The organism is Prosthecobacter sp. Pr1 (genome assembly GCF_057652315.1).
The window spans coordinates 104605-128501 of sequence record NZ_JBYFBS010000002.1; the positions used below are offsets into that span (position 1 = coordinate 104605).

The 23897-nt window shown below is 58.9% G+C and carries 23 protein-coding genes; 8 read left to right on the plus strand and 15 right to left on the minus strand.

Annotation, left to right across the window (positions count from 1 at the left end):
- Positions 1–60: 60 nt before the first annotated feature.
- The 5 genes from AC24GY_RS03310 to mtnB form a co-directional block, all read right to left on the minus strand.
- Positions 61–2460 carry a vWA domain-containing protein gene (locus AC24GY_RS03310; RefSeq protein ID WP_487680266.1) on the minus strand — a complete coding sequence of 800 codons (2400 nt, stop codon included), beginning with the start codon at positions 2458–2460 and terminating at the stop codon, positions 61–63.
- A 100-nt stretch (positions 2461–2560) separates the two neighbouring features.
- On the minus strand, positions 2561–3655 hold the full coding sequence (mtnA, locus tag AC24GY_RS03315; protein ID WP_487680268.1) for an S-methyl-5-thioribose-1-phosphate isomerase: 1095 nt from the start codon (positions 3653–3655) through the stop codon (positions 2561–2563).
- Positions 3652–4338, minus strand: coding sequence for an acireductone synthase (gene mtnC, locus AC24GY_RS03320; RefSeq protein WP_487680270.1), 687 nt, complete (start codon positions 4336–4338; stop codon positions 3652–3654). The genes mtnA and mtnC overlap by 4 nt, the downstream gene beginning before the upstream one ends.
- A complete protein-coding gene (locus tag AC24GY_RS03325) occupies positions 4335–4928 on the minus strand; it encodes a 1,2-dihydroxy-3-keto-5-methylthiopentene dioxygenase (protein ID WP_487680272.1) in 594 nt (197 codons plus the stop codon). Before AC24GY_RS03325 ends, mtnC begins: the two co-directional genes overlap by 4 nt.
- A 14-nt stretch (positions 4929–4942) precedes the next feature.
- Positions 4943–5638 carry a methylthioribulose 1-phosphate dehydratase gene (mtnB, locus tag AC24GY_RS03330; protein ID WP_487680274.1) on the minus strand — a complete coding sequence of 232 codons (696 nt, stop codon included), beginning with the start codon at positions 5636–5638 and terminating at the stop codon, positions 4943–4945.
- A gap of 231 nt (positions 5639–5869) precedes the next feature.
- On the opposite strand from mtnB, the gene AC24GY_RS03335 reads away from it, so the two are divergent.
- Entirely contained in the window at positions 5870–6241 is a 372-nt protein-coding gene (locus AC24GY_RS03335; RefSeq protein ID WP_422316517.1) for a YkvA family protein, read from the plus strand.
- A gap of 483 nt (positions 6242–6724) precedes the next feature.
- Here the strand turns inward: AC24GY_RS03335 and AC24GY_RS03340 are convergent, their stop codons facing one another.
- From AC24GY_RS03340 to AC24GY_RS03350, 3 genes are all read right to left on the minus strand, one after another.
- Positions 6725–7438 carry a discoidin domain-containing protein gene (locus AC24GY_RS03340; protein WP_487680276.1) on the minus strand — a complete coding sequence of 238 codons (714 nt, stop codon included), beginning with the start codon at positions 7436–7438 and terminating at the stop codon, positions 6725–6727.
- A gap of 47 nt (positions 7439–7485) precedes the next feature.
- The gene (locus AC24GY_RS03345) at positions 7486–8898 is read right to left on the minus strand and encodes a Gfo/Idh/MocA family protein (RefSeq protein ID WP_487680278.1); all 1413 of its coding nucleotides are present in this window, start codon (positions 8896–8898) and stop codon (positions 7486–7488) included.
- Positions 8899–8997: 99 nt separating this feature from the next.
- Positions 8998–9480: a hypothetical protein gene (locus tag AC24GY_RS03350; protein ID WP_422322893.1), complete on the minus strand. Its 483-nt coding sequence runs from the start codon at positions 9478–9480 to the stop codon at positions 8998–9000.
- Positions 9481–9739: 259 nt separating this feature from the next.
- Here AC24GY_RS03350 and AC24GY_RS03355 point away from each other — a divergent pair, with 259 nt between their 5' ends.
- From AC24GY_RS03355 to AC24GY_RS03375, 5 genes are all read left to right on the plus strand, one after another.
- Positions 9740–10195 (plus strand): Crp/Fnr family transcriptional regulator, encoded by a 456-nt coding sequence (locus AC24GY_RS03355; RefSeq protein WP_422322895.1) that lies wholly within the window; start codon positions 9740–9742, stop codon positions 10193–10195.
- A gap of 80 nt (positions 10196–10275) precedes the next feature.
- Positions 10276–10659: a DUF3307 domain-containing protein gene (locus tag AC24GY_RS03360; protein WP_422322897.1), complete on the plus strand. Its 384-nt coding sequence runs from the start codon at positions 10276–10278 to the stop codon at positions 10657–10659.
- Between the two features lie 81 nt (positions 10660–10740).
- Positions 10741–12141: an alkaline phosphatase family protein gene (locus AC24GY_RS03365; RefSeq protein ID WP_487680281.1), complete on the plus strand. Its 1401-nt coding sequence runs from the start codon at positions 10741–10743 to the stop codon at positions 12139–12141.
- 465 nt (positions 12142–12606) lie between these two features.
- Entirely contained in the window at positions 12607–12894 is a 288-nt protein-coding gene (locus AC24GY_RS03370; protein ID WP_422322901.1) for a hypothetical protein, read from the plus strand.
- Positions 12895–12907: 13 nt separating this feature from the next.
- Positions 12908–13096 carry a hypothetical protein gene (locus tag AC24GY_RS03375; RefSeq protein ID WP_422322903.1) on the plus strand — a complete coding sequence of 63 codons (189 nt, stop codon included), beginning with the start codon at positions 12908–12910 and terminating at the stop codon, positions 13094–13096.
- Positions 13097–13248: 152 nt separating this feature from the next.
- Here AC24GY_RS03375 and thiS read toward each other — a convergent pair whose 3' ends face one another.
- The 4 genes from thiS to AC24GY_RS03395 all read right to left on the minus strand — a co-directional run bounded on the left by thiS (position 13249) and on the right by AC24GY_RS03395 (position 15717).
- Entirely contained in the window at positions 13249–13464 is a 216-nt protein-coding gene (thiS, locus tag AC24GY_RS03380; protein WP_487680284.1) for a sulfur carrier protein ThiS, read from the minus strand.
- Positions 13465–14595, minus strand: a complete 1131-nt coding sequence (locus AC24GY_RS03385) for a radical SAM protein (RefSeq protein ID WP_487680286.1) — start codon at positions 14593–14595, stop codon at positions 13465–13467. It lies immediately after the preceding gene.
- A gap of 220 nt (positions 14596–14815) precedes the next feature.
- Positions 14816–15163, minus strand: a complete 348-nt coding sequence (locus AC24GY_RS03390) for a VOC family protein (protein WP_487680288.1) — start codon at positions 15161–15163, stop codon at positions 14816–14818.
- The gene (locus AC24GY_RS03395) at positions 15160–15717 is read right to left on the minus strand and encodes a DUF3592 domain-containing protein (protein WP_487680289.1); all 558 of its coding nucleotides are present in this window, start codon (positions 15715–15717) and stop codon (positions 15160–15162) included. Before AC24GY_RS03395 ends, AC24GY_RS03390 begins: the two co-directional genes overlap by 4 nt.
- A gap of 129 nt (positions 15718–15846) precedes the next feature.
- Here AC24GY_RS03395 and dacB point away from each other — a divergent pair, with 129 nt between their 5' ends.
- Positions 15847–17436: a D-alanyl-D-alanine carboxypeptidase/D-alanyl-D-alanine endopeptidase gene (dacB, locus tag AC24GY_RS03400; RefSeq protein WP_487680291.1), complete on the plus strand. Its 1590-nt coding sequence runs from the start codon at positions 15847–15849 to the stop codon at positions 17434–17436.
- A gap of 287 nt (positions 17437–17723) precedes the next feature.
- Here dacB and AC24GY_RS03405 read toward each other — a convergent pair whose 3' ends face one another.
- On the minus strand, positions 17724–18356 hold the full coding sequence (locus tag AC24GY_RS03405; RefSeq protein WP_487680293.1) for a 3-keto-disaccharide hydrolase: 633 nt from the start codon (positions 18354–18356) through the stop codon (positions 17724–17726).
- Positions 18357–18578: 222 nt separating this feature from the next.
- Here AC24GY_RS03405 and AC24GY_RS03410 point away from each other — a divergent pair, with 222 nt between their 5' ends.
- Positions 18579–19103: a hypothetical protein gene (locus AC24GY_RS03410; protein WP_487680295.1), complete on the plus strand. Its 525-nt coding sequence runs from the start codon at positions 18579–18581 to the stop codon at positions 19101–19103.
- Positions 19104–19172: 69 nt separating this feature from the next.
- Here the strand turns inward: AC24GY_RS03410 and AC24GY_RS03415 are convergent, their stop codons facing one another.
- Both AC24GY_RS03415 and AC24GY_RS03420 read right to left on the minus strand, forming a co-directional pair.
- Positions 19173–20621, minus strand: coding sequence for a TolC family protein (locus AC24GY_RS03415; protein ID WP_487680297.1), 1449 nt, complete (start codon positions 20619–20621; stop codon positions 19173–19175).
- A gap of 40 nt (positions 20622–20661) precedes the next feature.
- Positions 20662–23892 carry an efflux RND transporter permease subunit gene (locus AC24GY_RS03420; protein WP_487680299.1) on the minus strand — a complete coding sequence of 1077 codons (3231 nt, stop codon included), beginning with the start codon at positions 23890–23892 and terminating at the stop codon, positions 20662–20664.
- Positions 23893–23897: the final 5 nt, after the last annotated feature.

Genomic DNA, 23897 nt, shown 5'->3' on the forward strand with positions numbered 1-23897 from the left:
TATCGTCTGTGATGCGGCATGCATTACAAGTCGAATGCTGCAAAAGCCTAAATCGGAGCACTAATTCGCATCCAGCGTCAATTCGGTCAGGGCATTCGCTTTGACCTCCACTTCCTTTTCTGCTTTTTTATCACCTTCGCTGCGCGTCACCAGCACCTTGCCTGCGGGAATGAAAAGCTTGGCGTTCGCATCGTAGGAATAGGTGAGCTTCTTGCGGTTCCCCTCGGCATCCTTCGCGCCAAAAATCTCCCAGGTTCCGGGCGTGCTGGAGCTGAGGCTCAGGGTGCCCGCGTTCAGGATCAAGGCTTGGGTGCTCATCTTGCCCGCCAGCACTTCCATCTCAGTCTGGGCCGTCGCAGCACCACGTGTCACCACCACGAGGTATTTGCCGGCTTTAAGGTGGATCTTGGGCTGGGCATCGTAGCTGTAGCTGGCTTTGGGCCGTTCTCCCTCTGCATTCGCTTCGCCAAACACCTCCCAGTTGAGCCCCTCAGGTGCCGGGTCGGCACCTTCGGCCATCTTGGCGCTGAGGGCCAGCGTTCCCGCATTGATGATGATCGGGACCTCCTTGAGCTTGCCCGCAGTGACTTCAATCTCCTGCTTCGCCTTGGCGCTGCCCCATTCCATCTGCACCTCGTATTTCCCGGCAGGCAGGCTCACCACGGGCTGCGGATCATAGCTGTAGGCTGCCTTGGTCCGGTTGCCTTCGGCATCAGCAGCGCCAAAAATCTCCCACGTCACATCTTTGGAAAGCGCTTCCGCACCTTCCGTGGTGAGTGCGGAAAGCTTGACCCTTCCAGCCCCCAGCGACACCACCTTTTCCACCGTGGCTCCGGCCTTGATCTCCACCTGCGCCTTGCCCTTCGCATTGCCCACCACCACTTCCACCTCATACTTGCCTGCAGGCAGCGCCAGTGTGGGCTGGGCCTCATAGCTGTAGGCGGCCTTGGGGCGGTTGCCCTCCGCATCCGCTTCGCCAAACACATCCCAGCTCACATCCTTCGCCACAGGCGTGCCGCCTTCCTCCATGACGACCGAAAGTTTCACTTTGCCGCTGCCCAGCAGGACCACAACGTCCTGCGTCTCTCCTGCTTTGACTTCGATCTCTTTTTGCCCCTTGGCGTTGCCGTAAGTGGCCACGACAAGGCACGGGCCGGAGGGCAGGGTCATCTTGGGCTGGGCCTTGTAGCTATAGCCCAGCTTCTTGCGCTGGCCCTCGGCATCGGGTGGGGAGAAAAGGTCCCAGCTCACATCTTTGGCGATGGGCGGCTGGCCTTCGGCGCTGATGGCGCTGAGTTTGAGATTGCCGCTGCCAAGAATGACCTTCACCTCCTGCGCAGGGCCTTCTTTCACTTCCACGTTCACGCTGGCCGTGGCATTGCCACGCACCGCAGTCAGCAGGTAGGTGCCGGGAGCCACCTTTAGGAAAGGCTTCGCCTCATAGCTGAACGAAACCTTGGCGCGACTTCCCTCAGCGTCCGCCGGCCCGAAGAGATCCCAGCTCACCTCCCTTTCAAACGCCACGCCACCCTCTTTGTCATAGGCCACCGCCTTCAATCCGGTCTCGGCAAACACCACTTCCTTGGTCACGGTTTCGCCATCCTTCACTGACAGATTAAGTTCGAGCGACTTCGCCCCCAGCTTGGCGCTCAGGGTGTACTTGCCCGCCTTCGGCAGCTCGGTGCTCCAATGCCCCCCGCTCCCCTTGGCGATCGCGTTTTCACCGCCGCCCTCCGCAAAGACCTGAAAATTCACGCCTTCGATCAAGGCCCCGCCCGAGGACTTCTTCGCCTCCACCACCAGCGTCGTCACCGGCTTCGCCACCTGCTTCATCGCGGCTTCCAGCGAAGTCTTCAGCGACGCCGCATCCTTGGCCGCAAGGTACATGCCGCCGGTCTTTTTCGCCAGACACTCCAGCCCGGATGACTCACCTGGCTTGAGGTCAAACCCGATCACATGACAGGTGAAATCGATCCCCAGGCGCTCCAGTTCCTCCGCGGCCATGCAGGGATCTTTGTCACAGGTCTCCACCCCGTCGCTGACCAGGATCACGGACACCTTGGCCTCCTCAAATTTCAAATACTTCGCCGCCTGGATCACCGCTGCCGTGAGCGGCGTTTTGCCTTTCGGTTCCAAACCGGCCACCGCTTTCAAGATCGCCGCCGAACTCCCGGGCTGCGGCGGCACCAGCAGTTCAATGTCCTCGCAGTCACCTTTTTTCCGATGTCCATAGGCCATCAGCCCCAGCTCCATGTTCGGATCAATCGAGCCCACAATGTCGCTCACCACCTTCTTCGCGATGTCGATCTTCACTCCGCCCGGCACTTGGCCGTACATGCTCCCCGATGCATCAAAGACGATGATCGCTCTGGAGGCAGGCGCTGGTTGCTGCGCCAAAACACCCGAAGTTCCGATGAGCAACGCCCATCCCGTCAACATACTCGTAAGGCAGCGATTCATGCGATGATCTCCTTGGTTTCGTGAAACAGACCCCAAGGAATCGCAGGCCGTTCACAAAATGACGTCCCAAACTTAAAAAAAAACGGGGGCCTCCTCCGGCTCAAATCAAAGCCTGCAGCTGCTGCAATGCCTCGGCGCTGGCTGCAAAAGTCCCATGCTCCGTCACCAGGCCAGTCACCAAGGCCGCTGGCGTCACGTCAAAGCCATCATTGCGCGCCTGAGTTCCCGCCGGGGTGATCAGCACCTCCTCACGCACCCCTGCCGCATTCAATCCAGGCATGTGCGTCACCTCCCGGGCGCTGCGCTGCTCGATGGGGATGTCTCGAATGCCGTCGGTGATCGTCCAGTCGATGGTGCTGACCGGCGTGGCCACGTAAAACGGTACATCATGCGCTTTCGCCGCCAGCGCCTTGAGGTAGGTGCCGATCTTGTTCGCCACATCCCCATGCGCCGTCACACGGTCCGTGCCCACGATGACCACATCCACCAGCCCGCGTTGCAGCAGATGCCCCGCATTGTTATCGACAATTAAAGTATAAGGCACCCCATGCTCTTTGAGTTCAAAGGCCGTCAGCGAAGCCCCCTGGCCGCGTGGGCGCGTCTCACTCACCCACACATGAACGTTCATTCCCGCATCATGTGCCTGATAAATGGGCGAGATCGCCGTGCCCCAGTCCACCGTCGCCAGCCAGCCCGCATTGCAGTGCGTCATCACATTCAGCGGCGCAGAGGCATCGGCCTTCTTCGCTTGAATCGCTCGAAACAATTCCAGCCCATGTTTGCCGATGGCGTAATTCGTCCGCACGTCATCCTCACAGATGGCCAGCGCCTCATTCCACGCCGCTTCGGCACGTTGTCCAACATCGAGCGGTGCCACAGCACGCTTCACCCGGTCCAGCGCCCAGCGCAGATTGATCGCCGTGGGTCGCGTGGCATGCAGCACTTCATACGCCCGTTGCAGCGCCGCATCCGTGGCATCATCGCGCAGCGGAAAGTACAGGCCAAACGCAGCCGTCGCACCAATCAGTGGCGCACCACGCACCCGCATCACTTGGATGGCCTCGGCCGCATCCTCCATCGTCTGCAGATCACGCCATTCCACTTGGTGCGGCAGAAAGGTTTGATCGATGATGCGTGCGCTCCGTGTCGAGTGCTCGGCTTCAATGGAGCGGTGAGGCTGTCCGTGAATGTTCATGCAATGGATATTTCGGCGAAGGAGGTGATGGCAGGATGGTCGTGCTGCGGCACCGGTTTGTTTCCAGGCCGTATCGCGAGCGCCGTGAACATGCCTGCGTTTCGCGCCGCATTCAATTCTTCCACCACATCGCTGATGAAGAGAATCTGCTCCGCCTGCAGGCCGCAATCCGCCGCGATCGCTTCGTAGCTCGCGCTTTCGCGTTTGGAACCTGTCGTGGTGTCGTAGTAGCCTGTGAAGTGCATGGTGAGATCCCCGCGCTTCGTGTGCGCAAAGAAGAGCTTCTGCGCCTGGATGCTGCCGGAGGAGTAGATGCGAATATCCAGCCCCTTCTGACACCACCCTGCCAGCGCCAGCGGCACATCATCAAAGATTCGGCTTCGCAGCTCCCCATTGCGAAATCCCTCCTCCCAGATCATGCCCTGCAGCTGCTTCAAACCGGTCACCTTGGCGTCCGCTTCCATCAGCCGATGCACCGCCGCCTCAGCCTCGGCAGGTGAAGCAAAGGCGGCCACACCTGCATCACGTGCCAGTTGTGCGATCAGCACCGTCCCCCAATACCTGACGAGGTAACTGCCCGCATGCTGCCGCGCATACGGAAACATCACGTCATGCACAAATGCCAGTGGCGAGACGGTGCCCTCGATGTCCAGCAGGATCAGTTTGCCCCCAAACGTGATCATGCGGCGATGGCCGCAGCCTGCTCAATACGGAAACCTTTGGCGGCGATGGGATTGGGCCCAAAGCACAGCGGTTGATACCCGCTGGCAATCGCGTCACCGGTATACAGCGGCGTCCATCCAGCCTTTTCGCGGAAGAGCCGTATCGCACGGATGGTGCGGTCGGCACACAGGTCAAACCAGTGCTTCGTGCCCGCAGGCACATTGATGAGATCACCCTCTTCGATCTCGATGGAAAACACCGGGTCCCCATTTTCCGGATTGATGTAAAAGATGCCGTGCCCTTTCACAATGAAGCGCACCTCATCCTCCGCATGGCGGTGCTCCTGGTTAAACTTGTTCAGCATCTCCTGCAGATTCGGCACATCCGGGGTCACGTTCACCACATCCGCCGCGATGTAGCCGCCGCTCTTTTTCAGGGCCTCCACCTCAGGTGCATACGCCGTCAGGATTTCCTCCTGCGTGGCGTCGCGGTCGATCCGCCCCGCCACCGGCCAGCGTTCGTAATGAATGCCGTGGGGCAGAAGAAAACGGCGGATGCTGTCCGCATCCTCGATCACTCGGTCTGCGGAAGGAATGCGGAGGTAGGCCATGGGACAAGTGCTCCTCAAAACGAGCCGAAGAGCAAACGCTTCTGTGTGACGACTTCGAAGAGAAACTCCAGCACCTCGATCTGCCGCCGCGCCGCCGCGAGGTTCTCCCCCCAGGTGTAAAGGCCGTGGCCCGCCATCAGAAAGCCATGGCGCAGCACGCCCGCAGGATCTTGCAGTCGTGCATCAATCACCGTCGCCAGCGCCGCAATGTCCTGCGTGTTGGGGAAAATCTCGATCCATGCCTCAGACTCATGCGTGCCGATTCCCGCAAGCCCTTTCAGCATTTCATAGCCCGCAATCCGCAGCCCGCCGTCCTTCAGAAAATGCTCGCTCAGCACCGTGGCGGCCACCGAATGGGTGTGCAGCACCGCGCCCGCGCCGTGTTTCGCCAGCACCGTGTGCAGCAGCGCCTCGGCGGAAGGCTTCGGAAAATCCCCCTCCAATGACTGCGCGTTTTCATCCACCATGACAAACTGGTCGGGCTGCAGGCGTCCTTTGTCGAAACCACTGCCAGTCATCAGCAGCGTCAGCGGTTCACGGTCAGTCACCACGCTGTAATTGCTGCTCGTGCCCAGCGACCAGCCGCGATGATGAAAATCCCGCCCGCACTCGATGAGTTCACGGGTCAAAAATTCAATCGCCTCGGTGGCAGTAGGCTGAGCTTTTTCAGCGGGCATGGGTGAGTGGATGATTCGGACAGTGGCAGACATGTCAAATTCGCTCACGTAGCAGAATCTTCACATCCCACCTGGAGTTGACGCACGAGCAGCGGCAAAACATCTGGCTCTCGTGGAAACGATGTCCTTGAGGTCGCTTCCGTCCTTTTTGTCCTTCAGAAGCGACACTGCGTTGTCATTGGCCTTTCATGTTCAAGCCCTGCATCCACCAAGCCGCTATCACTGCACACTGGACTTCACAAACGCCGTTGGTTATTTTTCCCTATGAACACTCCCACCAATGGCGATCACGATCTGGACATAGCCAAGGTCAACCAGCGCGCGCAGGAGATCGAGAGCAAGCTGCCCAAGCTCAAAAAAGTCTTCGAGCAAACGAAGATCATGCTCAGCATGGTGAAGGACTACTGGGCGGGTTCCTATCGCGAGATCCCGTACTGGGCCATCAGCGCAGTCTCCCTGGCTCTGCTTTACGTGCTCAATCCTGCCGACGTCGTCCCAGACGTCATTGTCGGCGTCGGCTATCTCGACGATGCCACCATCGTCGCCTTCTGTTTGAAACTCGTGCAGCGCGAACTGGAGCGCTACCAGGAATGGCAGGCCGCCCAAGCCCAGGCCGGCAAAGTCGTGGATGTCTAATACCATGATCTGTTGAATACAGGTCCGTAGCTCCGCACGTCACCCCCCTCTGTTTGAAACCACGTGGAGGCAGTTTCACCTCCAAGGAAGCACCCGGCGCATCCTTGCCATGCAAGACAAGCGCATGCCGCAGCGCTGGTAGGGAACCGCTGTGCGGGTCCGAAGATTCGGGTCTATGGCATCGCGGGCGCTCAAAAAGGTGCGCCGTCCCTGGAGTGTGGAAAGGCAAGCGCAGTGGTTGGGCCGACTGCCACCATGTCCCAATCCGACGGACGCAGCTCTGTTTTACCGCCCCTCAGCTCGGGTCCGCACAGACCCCTTTTCAGTTGCTGATGGTCTAAAACCCAGCGCACGTACTGTAGTCCCGGCTTCACCCAGTTTCGGAAAAGCACCGCAATCCCCACGCCTCCCCACACCACAAAAAAACCGCCGTGCAGCAGCGCTGCACGGCGGTTCTAATTCAATCAGTTCTGTCAGACCAGCTTACTTGGCAGGCGTGCCATAGACCTGAACTTCACAGTAGTGGTTCATGTCGTTGCTGGTGTTGCCATTGCTCCAGAGGCGCACATAGCGGGCCTTGATGCCCTTGGCGTCAATCACGCGGCCATGGTTGGTTTCCACGTAGGCAGGGTCATTGCCCTTGCCCATGGCGGAAGAGTCGTCGTGGTCGGAGTTCCACAGAGTGGTCACGCCTTTCTTGAACTCAGGATCGTCGGACACCTGCACTTCCACGTCGATGTAGGCCTGGGCCTGCTTGTGGTAGTGCCACATGGCGATCTTGTAGATGTTCGACTCGGCGCCGAGATCGATCTGCACCCACTGTTTGCCGGGCATCAGTTCCACGAAGGAGCCGTCAGCACCGTCGGCGTCGCCGTCGGTCACGAGGCTGAGTTCACCGATGATCGGCGCACTGTCAGAACTGGTGACTGGCTTGCCTTTGGCAAGGTTGGTGGTGCCTTTCGGGACCATGATGGATTTCACGACCTTGCTTGGGTCGGCCTTCTCAAGGTTCGGCAGCTCAGCAGGCACCGGGGTGCCGATGAACATGGGCTTCGGGAACTCGAGCGCGATCTCGACAAGATCACCAGCAGGAGCGGCTGGGGCTGCGGCGGCGGCTTTCGTTTCTTCTTTCTTGCCGCAGGAGGCAAGGCTGAGGGCGAGCGCGAGGCCCGTGAGGATGTGGAGGGTGTTTTTCATGGGGAACTTGGCTGGAGGTTGAGTGAATGTTGAATTTCCGCGGCAGATCACGCCTGGAAGTCTTCGGGCTTGAAGATGTACTTGCCGCCCGCAGCGGTGGCCTCGTAGGCCTTGAGCACCGTGACGCAGGACCGGAAGGCGGCTTCGACGTTGCAAGTCAGGTGCGCGGGGTCTTTGGCCTGCACAGCTTCGATGAAGTTCGCGATATGCGGCGTGTGCGGCTTGACCTTGAGCTTGCGGGCCAGCTCCCATTGGGAGAGGGCCTTGCTCTCGCGCACGTCGGCCACGCTGACGGCACCGTAAGACGGCGGTTTCGGCTTTTCCCAGTCACGGGGATGTTCCCAGAACTTGTTCTTCGCCTTGTCCGCCGCCTTCATGATGGGCGGGTTCTCACCCAGGGCGTATGACTCCCAGTCCTGGCCGGGTTCGGCGTAGAGCTGGTTGCCGTTCGTGTCGAGTTCGGAGATGATCGCCGTGCCACCGATGCCCATGTGCTTTTCATACGCACCTTGGGAACCCGTGGTGGTCAGCACCTGATAGTAGGCGCGCAGAGCACCGGCAGGGGTCTTGAATTCGTAGATGCACATCATGTTGTCGGGCAGCTCGAATTTCGGGCGGCCTTCCGTGCCATCGAAGTAATCCACGCCGCCTGAGGCGATGACCGACACCGGAGTGGACTCATACATCCAGTTGAACATGTCGATCTGATGCGCGCCGAGGTCGGAGAGAGGACCACCGCCATACTTCTTGAAGAAGCGCCAGTTGCGGAACTCCTCAAGACTGCCGTAGCCGTTCTTCGTCAGCACATCCTGAGGAATCTCATAGCCCTTCACCGCACCCTGCGGGGCGCTGCCGGAGACACCACGGTTCCACTGCGCATAGGCATGGGTGATGCGGCCGAGCATCTTGCCGGGCTTGATCACGTTGTCGCGCAGGTTGATGTAGCGCGGATTGGAGTGGCGCTGGTGGCCGATCTGGAAGATCCCGGGGTTCGCCTTGCCGGCGCGCACCATGTCGCGTGCTCCCTCGATCGTGTTGCTCATCATCTTCTCGCAATACACGTGCTTGCCCTTCTCAAGGCAGAGGCGCGAATACGGGGCATGCATGAAGTCCGGCGTGGCAATGAAGACGGCCTCAATGGACGGCTCCTTGTCGAGCATCTCGTTGATGTCTTCGTAGATTTTGATCTCGCCTTCCACCTGATGCTTGTTCTCACCCAGGAAGCCGCCACGCGTCTTCGCGATGGAGAACTTCCAGATGTCGCACATGGCCACCCACTGGATGCCAGGAACGTCTTTGGAGGCCACGCGGAGCGCGTTGCCCTGCGCACCGCAGCCGACGAGCGCGCACTTGATCGTGCGGCCTTTTTCAGTCGCTTGCGCGATCGCGCTCTTGCTGGTGGCGAGATAGATTCCGCTGCTCGTCAGAGCACTGGTGCGGAGGAAGCCGCGACGGTCCATGAAACGGGACAGTGGCGCTGGGGAAGGGGAGGGAGGCTGGGAATTCATAGGTGCAATCAGGCGTGTGGGTTCACTGCCAATGACGACGTGAAGTCGTGGTTATGCCTTCTTGCGGCCAAGGATGCCGTCGATCGAGAAGGTTTTCGCCTTCGAGGTCACCAGCGCGGCGGCCACGATCAGGATGGAAAGACCGATGTTGCTCACCACTTCCGTGTCATCCGGCAGGGCGGCAAGTCCCAGACCCAGGGAAAGGAAGACCAGACCGGCGGCCAGCAGGCCAAACTCAGTGCAAATGCCAATCGCCACCCAGATGCCGACGGGCACAAGAATGTAGCCGATGGTGGCTGCGAATGCGTCACATGCCCACTGCGGCATGAAGCTGTTGTCGCTCATCAGCTTGGCCAGCGGCCCGGTTTTCTTCGAATAATTGTCCAGACCAAAGCTCACCGTTGGTCCGTTGCCCCAGCGAAACTTGTCAAGGCCTGCCATGAACAGGCGCATGCCGACCCAAAGACGGAGCAGAAGATGTGCAAAATCGTAACTGAGGCTGCCGCAGCATTTGGAGGAGGAAGAGTCGGACATGGATAGGGTCTGGGTGGCTGGTTGAAGTGAGGCGTTGATTCTGAACCGGGGCCCTTGGAAATCCAGCAAAATTTAGGATGTACATACTTCGCAGATGTGAACGACCACAGTGGGTGAAAAAGCTGGATCGCGCCCTTTCCGTCAAATGTCACAATTTCAGTGTTGCAGGGGGGGATTCCGTGGCTTCTCGCTCAGCGTGCTTGCCATTCTGGGCATCTCCGCTTAAAAAAGACCGCTTAATTCATCCCATTCACTCTCTATGAGCTCCCTCTCGTCTCCCAAGCTTCCAGCCCAAGGCATCCTCGAACCTCTTGGTGATGAGGATCGCGACATTCTCAGCGGCTACGGTGAATTCCTTCCAGTGCAGCCGGGTCAGCACCTGATTGAGGAAGGCCAGCAGCAAAACAGCCTCTTTTTCGTCGTCTCCGGCAAGTTCCACGCCACCGCCATGCGCGGCGGCCACAAAGTCCTCCTCGGCTCCATCCAAAAGGGGGAAACCATCGGCGAAATCAACCTGCTCGACCCCAATGTTGCCAGCGCCAGCGTGACCGCTGTCGAGTTTTCCCAGGTCTGGCGCATCGATGGCACCACCCTCGAAAGTTACATCAACGAATACCCGCGTGCCGCCGCCTGGCTGCTCATCGGTGTCGGCCGCACCATTTCCCACCGTCTCCGCGCGGTGAATGAGAAGATCGCCGCCTTCTACAGCGCCTGATTCGTGCACGTGAGGCGGATTGTTTTGCGCTCGAGTGAATCGTGCGTTGCAGTCCGCCCTTCACGATGGAAAACTTCCACATGTCTGGCCTGCTGCCCTTTCCTCCTCACACTTGGCTGGAAGCCATCCAGGTCATTTTCCTCCTGTTTGCCGGTCATGCGGTGATGGACTATCCATTGCAGGGCGAATTCCTCTCCACCTGCAAAAACCGCCACCTGCTCTACAAACTGCAGGATCCCTCCCGCCCGGTGCAGATCTGGCCCTGGTGCATGACCGCCCATTGTCTGATCCATGCCGCCGCCGTCTGGGCCATCACCGGCTGTTTCATTCTCGGCTCCATCGAGTTCGTCCTGCACTGGCTCATTGATTTCGCCAAATGCGAAAACAAAACCACGTTCGTTCAGGATCAGGCGCTGCACTTCATCTGCAAAATCGCCTACGTCGTCGCCGCGATGCTCTACTGAGGTTTCCAGTTCTCCGTTCGCAGTTCACGGTTCCCATGCTAACAACAGGGAACTAAAAACCGAGAACAGCGAAACTTCGTCATGCAGCGCACCGCCATCCTGAACGTCGTCGGCCTCACCACCCGGCTCATCGGCGAGCACACCCCGGCCATCCGTGCCTTCATCGAGCGCAACCGCTCCACCCTCATTGAGCCCGTCCTGCCCGCCGTCACCTGCACGGCCCAGGCCACCTACCTCACCGGCCGCCTCGCCCGCGATCACGGCGTCGTCGCCAATGGCTGGTACGACCGCGACTACGCCGAGCACCGCTTCTGGAAACAGCCCGAGCAGCTCATGCAGGGCGAAAAACTCTGGGAGGCCCTCCGCCGCGTCGATCCCCAGTTCACCTGCGCCAAGCTCTTCTGGTGGTTCAACATGTACTCCACCGCGGACATCTCCATCACCCCACGCCCGCTCTACCCGGCGGATGGCCGCAAAGTCTTCGACATCCACACGCATCCGATGCCCCTGCGGGACCGCATCAAAAAAGACCTCGGCCCTTTCCCCTTCCGCCACTTCTGGGGCCCCGGCTCCGACATCAAATCCTCCATCTGGATCGCCGAAAGCGCCAAATGGATCGAGGAAAAGCACTGGCCCGGCCTCTCCCTCGTTTACCTCCCCCATCTCGACTACAATCTCCAGCGCGTCGGCATCGACATGGAGAAAATCCGCTTCGACCTCCGCCAGATCGACAACGTCGTCGGCGATCTCATCCGCTTCTACGAAACGCGAAACATCAAGGTCGTCCTCCTCTCCGAATACGGCATCACCAATGTCGAGCAGCCCGTCCACCTGAACCGCGTCTTCCGCGAGAAGGGCTGGCTCAACATCAAAGACGAACTCGGCCGCGAAACCCTCGACCTCGGCGGCTCCAAAGCCTTCGCCATCGCCGACCACCAGATCGCCCACATCTACCTCAACGATCCCAGCATCCTCGCCACCGTGCGCGCCACCCTCGAAGCCACCCCTGGCGTCGCCCAGGTCCTCGGCAAGGTGGAAAAACACCTCGTTGGCCTCAATCACGAGCGCAGTGGCGACCTCATCGCCGTAGCCGATGCCAAAAGCTGGTTCACCTACTACTACTGGCAGGACGACCGCAAAGCCCCCGACTTCGCCCGCTGCGTGGACATCCACCGCAAATGCGGCTACGACCCAGCCGAGCTCTTCCTCGATCCCACCATCAAGTGGCCCAAGCTCAAAATCGCCGGCAAGCTCGCCAAGAAAGCCCTCGGCCAGCGCATGCTCATGGACGTCATCCCCCTTGATGCCACCCTCGTCAAAGGCTCCCACGGCCGCATCCCCGAAGACCGCGCCGACTGGCCCGTCCTCATCGGCGACTTCGATCAGCTCCCCCGCACCGGCATCCTCTCCGCCCACGAAGTCTGCAACCACCTCTTCCGCCTCTGCTCCAGCGGGAATGGGTATGCGGGTGTCTCCCGCTAGAGAACGTTTAACCTCCTAAACTGGGAACCTTGCGCCCGGGAAATTCTCCGACGGCCTGTGTGTGAAGTGGTCCGCACACTCTGTGTGCGGTTTATAGGCAATCTTGCACACGAGGAGCGGCGCAAAGGATGAGGCGGGTCTTAGTTACTCCAGCGCTTTAACGGCGAAATCTAAAGCTGTCATCATTTGGTGGCTATTCAACCTTCATTTACGGGCAAAAAACATAAAAATGTGGGTTGTGCGTGGGTGTGACTGTGTTATGATGTGGAAGGTAACGGCTTTTATTCGCCTCTTCTGTGTATCCATGGTCTTCCTGGCTTTGGCGGAAGGGACGGGCTGTTGCCTAATGAAAACGACACTAATGAAAATCACACTGATGACCCAGCCGGGTGCCTGCAACGCCCCGGCATTTTATAGCTAGTCACCTGGATAGTTCCTGGTGGCTGGTTTCCGCGACTGAATTCCATGTCCACGACACCCAAACCCAAACAAAATAATCCGTCCAACGACGATCGTTTCTCCAAATACGAACAAAGTTGGAACATCACCTTCAAAGATTGCTTCCTCGCGTGGCTCAAGTCAGAGAAGGTTCCTATTAGGAGATTTATGCTAATTCTCTTTATCTGCCTGCTGGCAGGTATTTCGGTACTAGCATGGCTCTCAGCTCCTCCCCAAGCTTACTGGATCGCCTCCTTCACGTTTATTGTGACCTTGGCGACCTCTCTTTATCTCCAACATTTTGAAAAAGGATAAGATCAGATTGAGCATGGACGTTACTCCAGAGGCAAAAGACAGACTGGAATCCGTTCAGCGCAAAAGCGGTGCTGGCACTCTCATTGAAGTTTTCAAAAAGGCCATGGCTCTATATGAGCTTGTGCTGGATCAACAGGCCTCCAAGGGCAAGGTGATCCTCGAAAACCCCGATGGTAGTCGCGAAGTACTGCGCATTCTCTAACTCATTTAACTAACTTCTAGCCAGCGCCCGGCTTGGGGCGTCGTGCGACAGTAATGAACTGGTCGCGGGAACTAAAAAGCCGCCTTTGGAGCAAAACTCCAAGGCGGCTTGTTTTATTTATATGAAGGCAACTAGTGCAGTGCTTTCGCCCCTCACCCCCCAGCAGTGATCTGCACCACCTCGATCACATCCCCCTCTTTCACGCTCGCCCCATCAATCTCTCTCGGCAGTAGCGCCACCTGATTCTGCTCCACCACCACCGGCTTGCCACCAAGTCCAATGCTCTCCAGCAGCGACCTCACCGTCTGCGGTCCATCCAGCTCACGCTTCTCTCCGTTCAAAGTGATCTTCATAGCAAAAGTCGTCATTTAAGCAGCCAGGATCGAAGCATCCCAGTCCTTCCACACCGGATCCAGCCCCTGCAGCCGCAGCATCTCCGCCACACTCTGCGGTGATCTCTGATCCGCGATGCCAAACTGCCCTTCGGCACGGTTTGACTCCGCCTTCTCAGCCACTTCCACGCGCTTCCCACGCACCGTCAGGTGCAGGTCATCATTTCCCGCGCCCGTGTAGCCACCCGGCTCCGTATGGCTGCCCGCGCTCATCACCGTGATCCCCAGCGGTGCCAGCGCATCCCGCAGCGGTGCAGATTCCCGCGTGCTCAAAATGATCCCCACTTCCGGGAAGATGATGCGGTAGGCGCAGATCGTCTGCACCAGCGCCCAGTCCGGAAAATCCGTCATCGGCGTAAAGCCTCCCGCCGCCGGCCGCAGCCGCGGAAACGCCACCGTAAAACTCGATTTCCAGCAGTGCTTGTACAAATGCTCCAGATGCGCCGCCAGTCGCAGCGCTTCCAGCCGCCAGTCGCTCAGGCCAAACAACGCGCCAATGCCAATCCGGCGAAATCCACCCGCATACCCGCGCTCCGGGCAGGCCAGCCGCCAGTCAAAATCCTTCTTCGGCCCCGCCGTGTGCATGTCCTTGTAAATCTCACGGTCATAGGTCTCCTGATACACCACCAGGCCCTCCGCGCCCGCCTTGACCATGCGCTCATACTCCGGCGCCTCCATCGGCCCGACCTCGATGCCGATCGTCGGCACAAACTCACGAATCGCCCGGATGCACTCCTCCAGGTAGCCATCGCTCACAAATTTGGGATGCTCGCCCGCCACCAGCAGGATGTTCCGAAAACCCTGCGCCACCAGATGCTTCGCCTCTGTCACCACCTGCTCGATCGTCAGCGTCACACGCAGGATCGAGTTGTTGTCGCGCGAAAATCCGCAGTAGCTGCAGTTGTTCACGCACTCATTGGAGACATACAGCGGCGCAAACAGCCGCATCGTCCGCCCAAAATTCCGCCGCGTGATCATCCGCGACTCCTTCGCCATCGCCTCGATCTGCGCCGGCCCCTTCGGCTCCAGCAGCGCCGCAAACCTCTCCATCAGCGGCGTTTTGCGCGCCGGGAGGGCATCAAGCGTGGGAATGAAGGACGTCAGCATAATTGGGGGGCTGATATAATACGCACCCGCCGCCCCATGCAACGCCACGAACACCAAATTCACCCCATTCACCCCATTCACCCCTCCAAGGCACGGGATCTCCCCACCCCGAGAAATCTACCTTCCCCACTCTTTCTCTGCCCCCTCTGCCTCTTTGCCCCTCCGCGGCAAAACCGAACGTCCCCAACCCACACTCCACCACTCCACCACTCCACCTCAGTCACCCCACATACTGCGTCATAAACACCTCATTCCCCTCCGCATCCCGAAACACCCCCAGCAAAATCGGCTCTCCCTCACGCTGTTGCGGCGACTGCAAAATCTTCGCCCCCGCTTCGGCAATCTTCTCCGCCATCGCCAGCACGTCTTCATACTGAAAGCTCAGCCCCGTCGGATTCCGCGAGCCATCATGCCCTCCATGCAGTGCGATGATCGCATCGCCAAACCGCAGCTCCGTCCAGAACTCGCTCACAAAGATCTCCTCCAGGCCGATCACATCGCGGTAAAACGTCACCGCCCGTTTCATGTCGGCGGCCATCAGCATAAACTTCACTTTTTCAGGTTTCATCGGCGGGAGGAATCGTTGTCGGGTTTCGCTGGGTCTGAGGCTGCCACCTGGCTGTAAAACCGGGCTTTGTCTTGGGCAAAGCTCACCTCAAATCGTTTGCTTAGCATCATCATGCCACCCACAGCGATCATCCAGATCAGCCCTCCTCCCAAAATCACCCCCGGGGAAAACCACAGCATCCACGTGTTTTCGATGAACATCTGTGCGGGATCTTGGGCATCGTAATAAACGCCAACCTCATCACCACGCTTAAAATGATCGGACCGCGCCGCCCGCGATGATTGGACCTTGTGCAAGCTTCCCCCCGCATCACGGAACTCCACCACCGGATAATAGCTGATCACCTGCTTCGCCTGCGGCGATTCACCCGGGCTCCGAGTGCTCAGAATGCCGACCACATCCACAATCACGCCCGTGGTTTTTTCAGAGCTGTAAAGAAACCTTGCCGTGCTGGCGGTCCATATCAGCCCGGCACCTGCAATCAGCGCACCAAAGACAAAAAACCCACACAGGATTCCCTGCATCGTCCATTTTTCAGGGGCCAGTTCCATCATGGCCGCAAGGTGAGTCCCCTCAGGTGATCCGGCAAGCGAAGAACAACGGGCAAACAGTCCGCCGCCTTCCCATCCTCCATTTCCCAGCACCCCGCTTGGCGCTTCTGCGTTTCAGGCTACACTCGGCCCATGTGGAAAAACATTGTCATCCTCCTGCTCGCCTCCGCGCTGGCGGCTTCGCTCCTTCTGCGGCGCGGTGCCGGATCGCATGCGGCACCTTCCGGGACAGCTGACCTTTCACCCTCCCGCCCTGTCCCTCCTCTGGTGCAGCCTCCTGCGGTCCTGCCTTCGCCCCCGGCTCCCGTGGTCACCCCCCCAGAGAAAGGCCCGCCTCAAGACGCCCCCGCCCTCCAGCCTCCCGCTCCTCTCAATGCCGTCGCAAAGGTGCTGCAGGAGGCCCGCGCCAATCCGGTTCTTACCGGCACCTCCATCGGCTTCTGCCTCATCGACAGCAAAGGCGCGGTCACCATGGATGAAAACGCCGGGACCGCCCTCATTCCCGCCTCCAGTTTCAAAACCCTCACCACCGCCACCGCTCTGGAAATCCTTGGGCCGGACTTCCATTTCACCACCGAACTCAAATCCACCGCACCCATCCAGGAGGGTGTCATCAAAGGCGATCTAGTCATCGTCGGCGGGGGCGATCCCATGCTGAAGCTCGAAGATCTGAAAGCCTGGGCCGCCGATTTAAAACAGCGCGGCCTGACTCGCGTCACCGGCACCATTCGTGTAGATTCCAGCTTCTTCAGCGGCAGTCTCTACGGCGACTTTTGGAATTGGGGCGACATCGGCAACGGCTACGGCAGCGGCGTCGCAGGGCTGAATCTCAACCACAACCGCTACATCCTGATGTTTCAGGCAGGGCCCGAGGTGGGTTCTCCCGCCCAGCTGCTCGGCATCAATCTCGAAGTCCCCGGCGCCATCTGGAAGAATGAAGTGACCACCGGCCCTGCCGATTCGGGCGATGGCGTCATGATTCACGGTGGCGAAAACACCACAGCCATCTACCTGCGCGGCACCGTCCCTCTGGGAGCCGCAAAATTTCAAGCCCGCGGTGCCGTGCCAGATCCCGCCCGCTTTGCCGCGCACCATTTCCGTGCCGCACTTCAGGACGCCGGCATCCAGGTGGGCAGCCCAGCCACCGGCGCTAGCCCCGCCAAAAAAAGCGGCAGTGGCAATGGCCCTGCCAAAAGCAGTGGCAGTGAAGGCGCCACCAGCATCGCCCCAGCCACCGCCAGTCATTCACTACTGAAACACGACTCCCCGCCGCTGCTCGACATCATCAAAAGCATCCACAAAGTCTCCGACAACCAGGAAACGGAATGCGTCTTCCGCCTGCTCGGCCTGAAGGCGGGCAAACCATCTGCGGAAGTGATCCGCGAACACTGGAAAACCCGCGGCCTCGAATTCGCCGGCCTCCGCATGGAAGACGGCAGCGGCCTCTCCCGCGCCGACTTCATTCGTCCTCTCGATCTCGCCCGCCTCCAGTTCCTCGCAGGCACCGGCCCGCAGGGGATCGCATACAAAGCATCGCTCCTCTCCGAAAACGGACTCACCTGGAAGATCGGTGCCATGTCCGGCATCCGCACCTACACCGGCTACGCCAAAACCAAATCCGGCGAGGAATACTGCTACGCCCTCATGGTCAATCACTACACCGATGGCAAAACCGTCTCCGAGCTTTGCCGCCTCGTGCTGGACGCGATGATGGGCCTCTAGCTCTCCATGGTTGGGCCATGCCAGCCACTGCTCAGGCGAAACAAAGTAGCCTTGTTCCTGCGGAACAAGGAACGCGCTGCTTCAACCCACCACACACTCATGGCAGTTCGCAAAACGAGCGCGCATGGGGTCTTCGGTTCACATTAGAAAGATAAAGAGGCAAAGACGGCAGAGATGGGATTCATTCTCTGCTCCCTCTGCATCTCTGCCCCTTTGCGGCAAAATCGAACGTCTCATCAACTTCGAAACCGCATGTCGTCGAGAGCTCCATCCGGCCCCTCCGCACCCTACTTCAGCTCCTGAATCCGCAGATTCCGAAACTTATACGTCTGCCCCTTCTCCCCATGATGCTGAATGGCGATCACGCCGCTCGCATCCTTGTCGTCTTCCACATCCGTGGTCAGCACCCCGTTCACGAAAATCTTCAGGCTCTTCCCACGGCATTCAATCCGGTAGTTGTTCCAGTCATTGCGCTTGAAGGCATCGCCCGCACGGGCGCGGAAGGCCGCTTCGCTTTCCTTGTTGCCCTTGATCGGACTCGCAAACCACATGCGCCGCCCTTCATCATACAAGCCGCCGCTCCACTTGCGGTTCGCATCTCCGTCCACTTCCGCCTGATAACCAAACACCTTGTTCTTCTCCACATGCGCCCGGAACATGAAGCCGCTGTTCGCCTGGCCCGGAGGCAGCAGAATGTCACCTTCAAAGATGAAGTCACCGTAGGTCTTCTCCGTCACCACAAAGAACTTCTTCTCCCCCGTGAGATGAATCTCCCCGTCCACAATGTCGATCTGGCCCCACTCATACGGGTTCTTCCAGCCCGTGAGCGTTTTTCCGTCAAAGAGTGACACAAAGTCATCAGCGAAAGCAGGAATCGAGACGGCCAGGGCGAGTGCGGCAAATAGAAGGCGTGGTTTCATGGTGGGTGTCCGGTATAAAGACGGTCAGTCGCATCAAACAAGGTGAAAAGCGCGGGGCTCTCGACAAACTCACCGCCTATTCCCATGCAGTCGCGCAAAGAAACAGCCTGGAAAAAGAACCGGAAGCTTGGAGATGTGAAAGGCGGCAGAACTCAGCCGAAAATCACCGACAACATTTTCGCGCGCGCCCATTCATTGCAGCGGCCGGCACCCGGAACTGAATTGCCCATTTTCATCTGCGACAATCCATCCAGGGACTTCTTCTTTCCCGTTTCCGAGCAGGAAATCCGGCGCGAACTGGCGCACTTGCCTCGCAAAGACTGGAAAGGCATCACCCACATCTGGTTCAGGCGCTTCAAAAAAACGGACTACGAAGGGGGCGAGCTCCCACTGGCTCAGTTTTGCTGTGGCTCCGGTGTGCGCCTAATCGTTCTCTACCCCTGGCCGGTGAGCATGGAATGGGAGCATGGCACCAGGATTCCGGCGTTAAAACAGCAGAGAACCCTCGAGATGTATGGCGCCAGCCTGCACCACCGGGTCGATGGCTGGGTGTCTTCCTGGACCCTGGCCGGGCTGAAGAATTTCTACATGGAGCATCTGTTCTACCATGAGGTCGGCCATCATGTGGATCGTTACTTCCGGCGCTGGAGCAAGGCCAATCACAGCGTCATTGAAGAAGTGGCCAATCAATACGCCTTCAGCAAAACCACCAAGCGCTCCATCGTCTTCCGGGACGATCAGTTATGACCTTCCCGCCAAAATCTCCAGTGCCTGCAAAACTCAGAGCATGCAGGCACCGTGCGTTGAGGAAGCAGCCTAGTTGCCGCCTCTCAATTCCCCCACCACTTTAGGCACCGCCATTTGGGTGGAGTTGCCAGAGCCGCCGGCCGCGCGGTTGTAACCGCCGCCCAGAGCCTTGTAGGCTTTCACAAACGCATTCAGCTGCTCCTGCTTCAGCTCGATCAGATCAATCTTGGACTCAAGCGCATCACGCTGGGTCAGCAGCACTTCCGTGTATTCCGCACGGGCGTTGAAGAAGAGCTGGCCGGCGATGTTGATGGAGTCGTTCAGAGCCGCCACCTGCTGGGCCTTGAGATCGTAGCTGCGGCCGTAGTTTTTGATCTGCGCGAGTTGGTTCACCGTCTCGACGTAGGCTTTCAGCACCGTCTGCTGGTAGGTGTAGATCGCCGCGATCTGACGCGCGCTCGCACCGAGGAACGCTGCCTTGATCGCACTCCGGTTGATCAGCGGTGCCATCACGTTGCCGGCAATACCATAAACCAGCGAAGCCGGGGTGGTGAACGCGGACTCCAGCGAGAAGGACTGCAATCCCAGGGCTCCTTTAAGGCTGAGGGAAGGGTAGAATCTCGCCGCCGCAGCCTTCACATCCAGCCCGGTCGCCGCCAGTTCCAGCTCCGCCCGCCGCACGTCCGGACGGTTCCGCAGCAGTTCGACAGGCAGCCCCGTGTTGATGCGGCCAAGCATCAGTTGCTCGAAGCCCTCCGACCTCCGCTTCACGTGCTGGGGGTAGCGACCAACGAGGTAGTTGAGCTTGTTTTCAGCCACCGTGATCTGCTGCTGAACTTGGAACTGATGGCTTTGGTTCTTGAGCACTTCAGCTTCAAATCGGCGCACGGCAAGCTCCGTCACCCGGGCGTTCGCTTTCTGCAGCCTCACCGTCTCGAGCGCATTCTTTTGAATCTCAATCATCCGCTTCAGGGTCGTCAGCTGGTTGTCAAACGCTACCAGCTCATAGTAGGTCTGGGCGATCTCGGAGACGATGTTCGTGATCATGAAGTTCCGCCCTTCCTGGGTGCCCAGGTAGCGCAGGATCGCGGCATCCCGCTCGTTGCGCAGCTTCCTCCAGATGTCCACTTCCCAGTCAAAGTCGGCGGAGAAGCCGAAGTTCGGCATGTTCTTGGGAAGTGGGACGCCTGCTGCAATTTCGTTGGCGGTATTGTCTTCCACGGCTCCGGCGGCCGTATGCCTGCCCACTTTGTCCAGCCCGGCGGTCGTGCCTGCGGTCACAAAGGGGAGAATGGCGCCTTTGCGCGCACGCACTTCGGCCTTCGATGCCTCAATCTCCTGCAGCAGGATGTTCAATTCCTGGTTGTTGCTCAGCGCGGTGCTGATGAGGGATGTCAGGTTTGGATCCTTGAAATACTCCTTCCATCCGATCACCGCAGAATTCTTCGTTCCAGCCGTGTCCGGAAAGTTGGCTGGCAGCGGCGGATCACTCGATGGCAAAGGGTCGCGGCGGAGCACGGAAGAGCACCCCTGCACCAGGACGATTAGACAAACGAAATTAAATGCTAGGAGCTTGTTCTTCAGGTTTTGCATGTTCATGATGGCCGTACTCTCCGAGTTCGCTCAGCGGTGTATCGTCTTCATCTGGGAGAAGTTTTCCACGGGCTGCGATTGTGCCGAAGATATAATAAAGTCCTGGGACGACAAGCAGGCCGATAACCGTCCCTAAAAACATCCCGCCAGCTGCCGAGGCACCAATCGTCTTGTTGGCGATCGCACCGGCACCATGCGCCCTGAGCAGCGGAATCATCCCCGCAATGAAGGCGAAAGAGGTCATCAAAATCGGACGGAAACGTACCTTGGCGCCTTCAATGGCCGACTCAAGGATGGACAATCCTTCCTGATGCCGTTGAGAGGCGAACTCGACAATCAGAATGGCGTTTTTGCCCAGCAGGCCCACCAGCATGATGATGCCCACCTGCGCATAGATGTCGTTGTCCAGACCCATCGCTTTCAGCAGCGCAAAGGACCCCATGACCCCGATGGGCAGGGACAGGATCACCGCCAGCGGCAGAGTGAAGCTTTCGTACTGTCCCACAAGCACCATGTAAACGAACAGCAGCACCACGATGAAAATATACATCGCCTCATTGCCTCGTCCCACCTCGTCAAACGAGAGACCGGCCCAGCCGATGTCAAAGCCTCGCGGCAGGGTCTTCTTCGCCACGTCTTGAATCGCTTTGATGGCATCACCGCTGCTGAAACCCACGGCCGGCGCACCCTGGATGGACGGGGCAGGGTAGGCGTTGTAACGGGTGATTTCATTCAAGCCCAGCTTCGGCTTAAGACTCATGAATGCCGAATACGGCACCATCTCGCCCTTTTCATTGGCGACGTACATGTCCTTGAGATCCTTCGGCAGTTTCCGGTAGTCCGGATGTGCCTGCACATACAGCTTGAAGAACTGGCCAAACTTGATGAAGCCCTGTTCGTACGTGCTGCCGATCATGACAGAGAGGTTGTCCATCGCCTTCCCAATCGAGACCCCCTTTTGCATCGCCACTTTGTTGTCAATCACGAGCTCGATCTGGGGATAGTTGGCGCTGAAGAACGTGAAGAGACCGCGGAGCTCTTTGCGCTTCCCGAGCGCCGTCATGAACTCATCGTTCACCACCTGCAGCTTGTCGTAGTCGCCCGTGTTGGTTTTGTCCAGCAGTCGGAGCGAGAAACCACCCGCAGCACCGTAGCCGGGAACCGCCGGAGGCTCGTAGAACTCGATCGTGACTCCTGATATGGCTTTGCACTTTTCTTCCAGTTCCGCGATGATCTGAGGTGCGGTCAGTTTCCGCTCCTCCCAGTTCTTCAGATTGATCAGACACGTGCCGGCGTTCGATCCGCGGCCCTCCGTCAGCACTTCGTAGCCCGCCAGCGATGACACGGAGTCAACCCCTTCAATGGTCTTGGCCAGCTGCTGCAGCTCGGTGGACTTCGCAGAGGTGCGTTCCAGGGTCGAGCCTGGGGGCGTCTGCAGAATCGCGTAGATCATTCCCTGGTCCTCCGCAGGAATGAAGCCTGCGGGCAGTTTTTCGTTGATGAAATAAATCGCCGCACCGGCCAGCCCCAGCACCGTGAACGTTATCAGTCGCCGGTGCACAATCCTTCTGAGAATGGCGACGTAAATGTCCGTCACCTTGTCAAACACATGATTGAAGGCGGCCAGCAGCAATGCAATCGGCCCGCGCCATTTGCGCTTGTGGCCGGGCTCGTGGTCGTGGCCATGCTCGGACTTTTTCAAAATCATCGCGCACAGCACGGGCGTCAGCGTCAGCGCCATGACGCCGGAGAGCACGATGGCCACCGCCATGGTGATCGAGAACTGCCGGTAAAAGACCCCCACCGGACCGGTCATGAACGTCACTGGCACGAACACCGCGGTCATCACCAGCGTGATCGCGATAACCGCACCCGCGATTTCATGCAGCACCATCTGCGTCGCCTTGTAGGGGGAGATGCTCGTGCCATGCATTTTCGCATGCACGGCCTCCACCACCACGATGGGGTCGTCCACCACGATGCCGATCGCCAGCACCAGCGCGAAGAGCGTGATGAGGTTGATCGTCACTCCAAACATCTGCATCAGGAAGAAGGCGCCGATCAGCGAGACCGGCACCGCCAGCGTCGGAATGAGCGTTGAGCGCCAGTCCCCGAGGAACACAAACACCACGAGCGCCACCAGAATGAAGGCCTCGATCAGCGTGTGCAGCACCTTCTCAATCGAGGCATCAAGGAAGTTGGCCACATCGTAGCTGATCTTGTAGTCCATCCCTGACGGAAACGTCTTCTCCTTGATCTCCACCAGCTTCTCCTTGATCTCCTTGATGACTTCGTTCGCGTTGCTCCCGAAGCTCTGCTTGATCACGATGGCCGCAGAGGGCAGTCCGTCCAGGTCGGAATACAGATCGTAGAATTCACTGCCCAGTTCCACGGACGCCACGTCCTTCAGGCGCAGCAGTTCACCATCTTCCGTGGCTCGCAGGATGACGTTCTCATACTGCTCGACGGTGTTGTATCGGCCCACATAAGTGAGCACATACTCCAGCGACTGGGAAGTCTTGCTGTCCGCTCGCCCGATTCGCCCTGGAGACCCGATCAAGCTCTGCTCCGAAAGCGAATGCATCACCGACTCTGTTGAGACGTTGTAGGCTCGCATGCGGTCCGGCTTCAGCCAGATGCGCATGGCGTACTGTCGCGTGCCCAGGATCTTGGCCAGACCTACACCGCGAATACGGCTCAGTTCGGGGATGAGATAGATGTAGCCGTAGTTGAACAGGAACTGCATGTCCGCATTCTTGTCCGTGCTGAAAAGGTTCACGTACATCAGCATGTTCGGCGTCAGGTTGTTCACGATCACGCCTTCGCGCTGCACCAGCGGAGGGAGACGGCTCATCACCTGGTTCACGCGGTTCATCACGTTCACGGTCGCCTGGTTCGGATCGGTCCCCATGTGGAAGATCACCTGAATGGTTGCCTCACCCGCACTCGTTGCGTCCGAGGTCATGTACTTCATGTTGGGCACCCCGTTGATCGAGCGCTCCAGTGGAATCAAACACGACTCTTCCAGAACTTTCGCGCTCGCTCCCGGGTAGTCCAGGGTGACCATGACCGACACCGGCGCCACATCTGGGAACTGGGAGATCGGCAGGGTGATCATCGAAAGCCCCCCCAGGAACAGGATGATCAGTGAGATAACAATGGCCAGGGCTGGCCGGCGCAGAATCTTCGTAAACATGGGTC

What these genes read in the sequence shown, in the direction of transcription:
- AC24GY_RS03310 (WP_487680266.1), bottom strand. Translation starts at nt 2,460, where the DNA reads ATGAATCGCTGCCTTACGAGTATGTTGACGGGATGGGCGTTGCTCATC.
- mtnA (WP_487680268.1), bottom strand. Translation starts at nt 3,655, where the DNA reads ATGAACATTCACGGACAGCCTCACCGCTCCATTGAAGCCGAGCACTCG.
- mtnC (WP_487680270.1), bottom strand. Translation starts at nt 4,338, where the DNA reads ATGATCACGTTTGGGGGCAAACTGATCCTGCTGGACATCGAGGGCACC.
- AC24GY_RS03325 (WP_487680272.1), bottom strand. Translation starts at nt 4,928, where the DNA reads ATGGCCTACCTCCGCATTCCTTCCGCAGACCGAGTGATCGAGGATGCG.
- mtnB (WP_487680274.1), bottom strand. Translation starts at nt 5,638, where the DNA reads ATGTCTGCCACTGTCCGAATCATCCACTCACCCATGCCCGCTGAAAAA.
- AC24GY_RS03335 (WP_422316517.1), top strand. Translation starts at nt 5,870, where the DNA reads ATGAACACTCCCACCAATGGCGATCACGATCTGGACATAGCCAAGGTC.
- AC24GY_RS03340 (WP_487680276.1), bottom strand. Translation starts at nt 7,438, where the DNA reads ATGAAAAACACCCTCCACATCCTCACGGGCCTCGCGCTCGCCCTCAGC.
- AC24GY_RS03345 (WP_487680278.1), bottom strand. Translation starts at nt 8,898, where the DNA reads ATGGACCGTCGCGGCTTCCTCCGCACCAGTGCTCTGACGAGCAGCGGA.
- AC24GY_RS03350 (WP_422322893.1), bottom strand. Translation starts at nt 9,480, where the DNA reads ATGTCCGACTCTTCCTCCTCCAAATGCTGCGGCAGCCTCAGTTACGAT.
- AC24GY_RS03355 (WP_422322895.1), top strand. Translation starts at nt 9,740, where the DNA reads ATGAGCTCCCTCTCGTCTCCCAAGCTTCCAGCCCAAGGCATCCTCGAA.
- AC24GY_RS03360 (WP_422322897.1), top strand. Translation starts at nt 10,276, where the DNA reads ATGTCTGGCCTGCTGCCCTTTCCTCCTCACACTTGGCTGGAAGCCATC.
- AC24GY_RS03365 (WP_487680281.1), top strand. Translation starts at nt 10,741, where the DNA reads ATGCAGCGCACCGCCATCCTGAACGTCGTCGGCCTCACCACCCGGCTC.
- AC24GY_RS03370 (WP_422322901.1), top strand. Translation starts at nt 12,607, where the DNA reads ATGTCCACGACACCCAAACCCAAACAAAATAATCCGTCCAACGACGAT.
- AC24GY_RS03375 (WP_422322903.1), top strand. Translation starts at nt 12,908, where the DNA reads ATGGACGTTACTCCAGAGGCAAAAGACAGACTGGAATCCGTTCAGCGC.
- thiS (WP_487680284.1), bottom strand. Translation starts at nt 13,464, where the DNA reads ATGACGACTTTTGCTATGAAGATCACTTTGAACGGAGAGAAGCGTGAG.
- AC24GY_RS03385 (WP_487680286.1), bottom strand. Translation starts at nt 14,595, where the DNA reads ATGCTGACGTCCTTCATTCCCACGCTTGATGCCCTCCCGGCGCGCAAA.
- AC24GY_RS03390 (WP_487680288.1), bottom strand. Translation starts at nt 15,163, where the DNA reads ATGAAACCTGAAAAAGTGAAGTTTATGCTGATGGCCGCCGACATGAAA.
- AC24GY_RS03395 (WP_487680289.1), bottom strand. Translation starts at nt 15,717, where the DNA reads ATGATGGAACTGGCCCCTGAAAAATGGACGATGCAGGGAATCCTGTGT.
- dacB (WP_487680291.1), top strand. Translation starts at nt 15,847, where the DNA reads ATGTGGAAAAACATTGTCATCCTCCTGCTCGCCTCCGCGCTGGCGGCT.
- AC24GY_RS03405 (WP_487680293.1), bottom strand. Translation starts at nt 18,356, where the DNA reads ATGAAACCACGCCTTCTATTTGCCGCACTCGCCCTGGCCGTCTCGATT.
- AC24GY_RS03420 (WP_487680299.1), bottom strand. Translation starts at nt 23,892, where the DNA reads ATGTTTACGAAGATTCTGCGCCGGCCAGCCCTGGCCATTGTTATCTCA.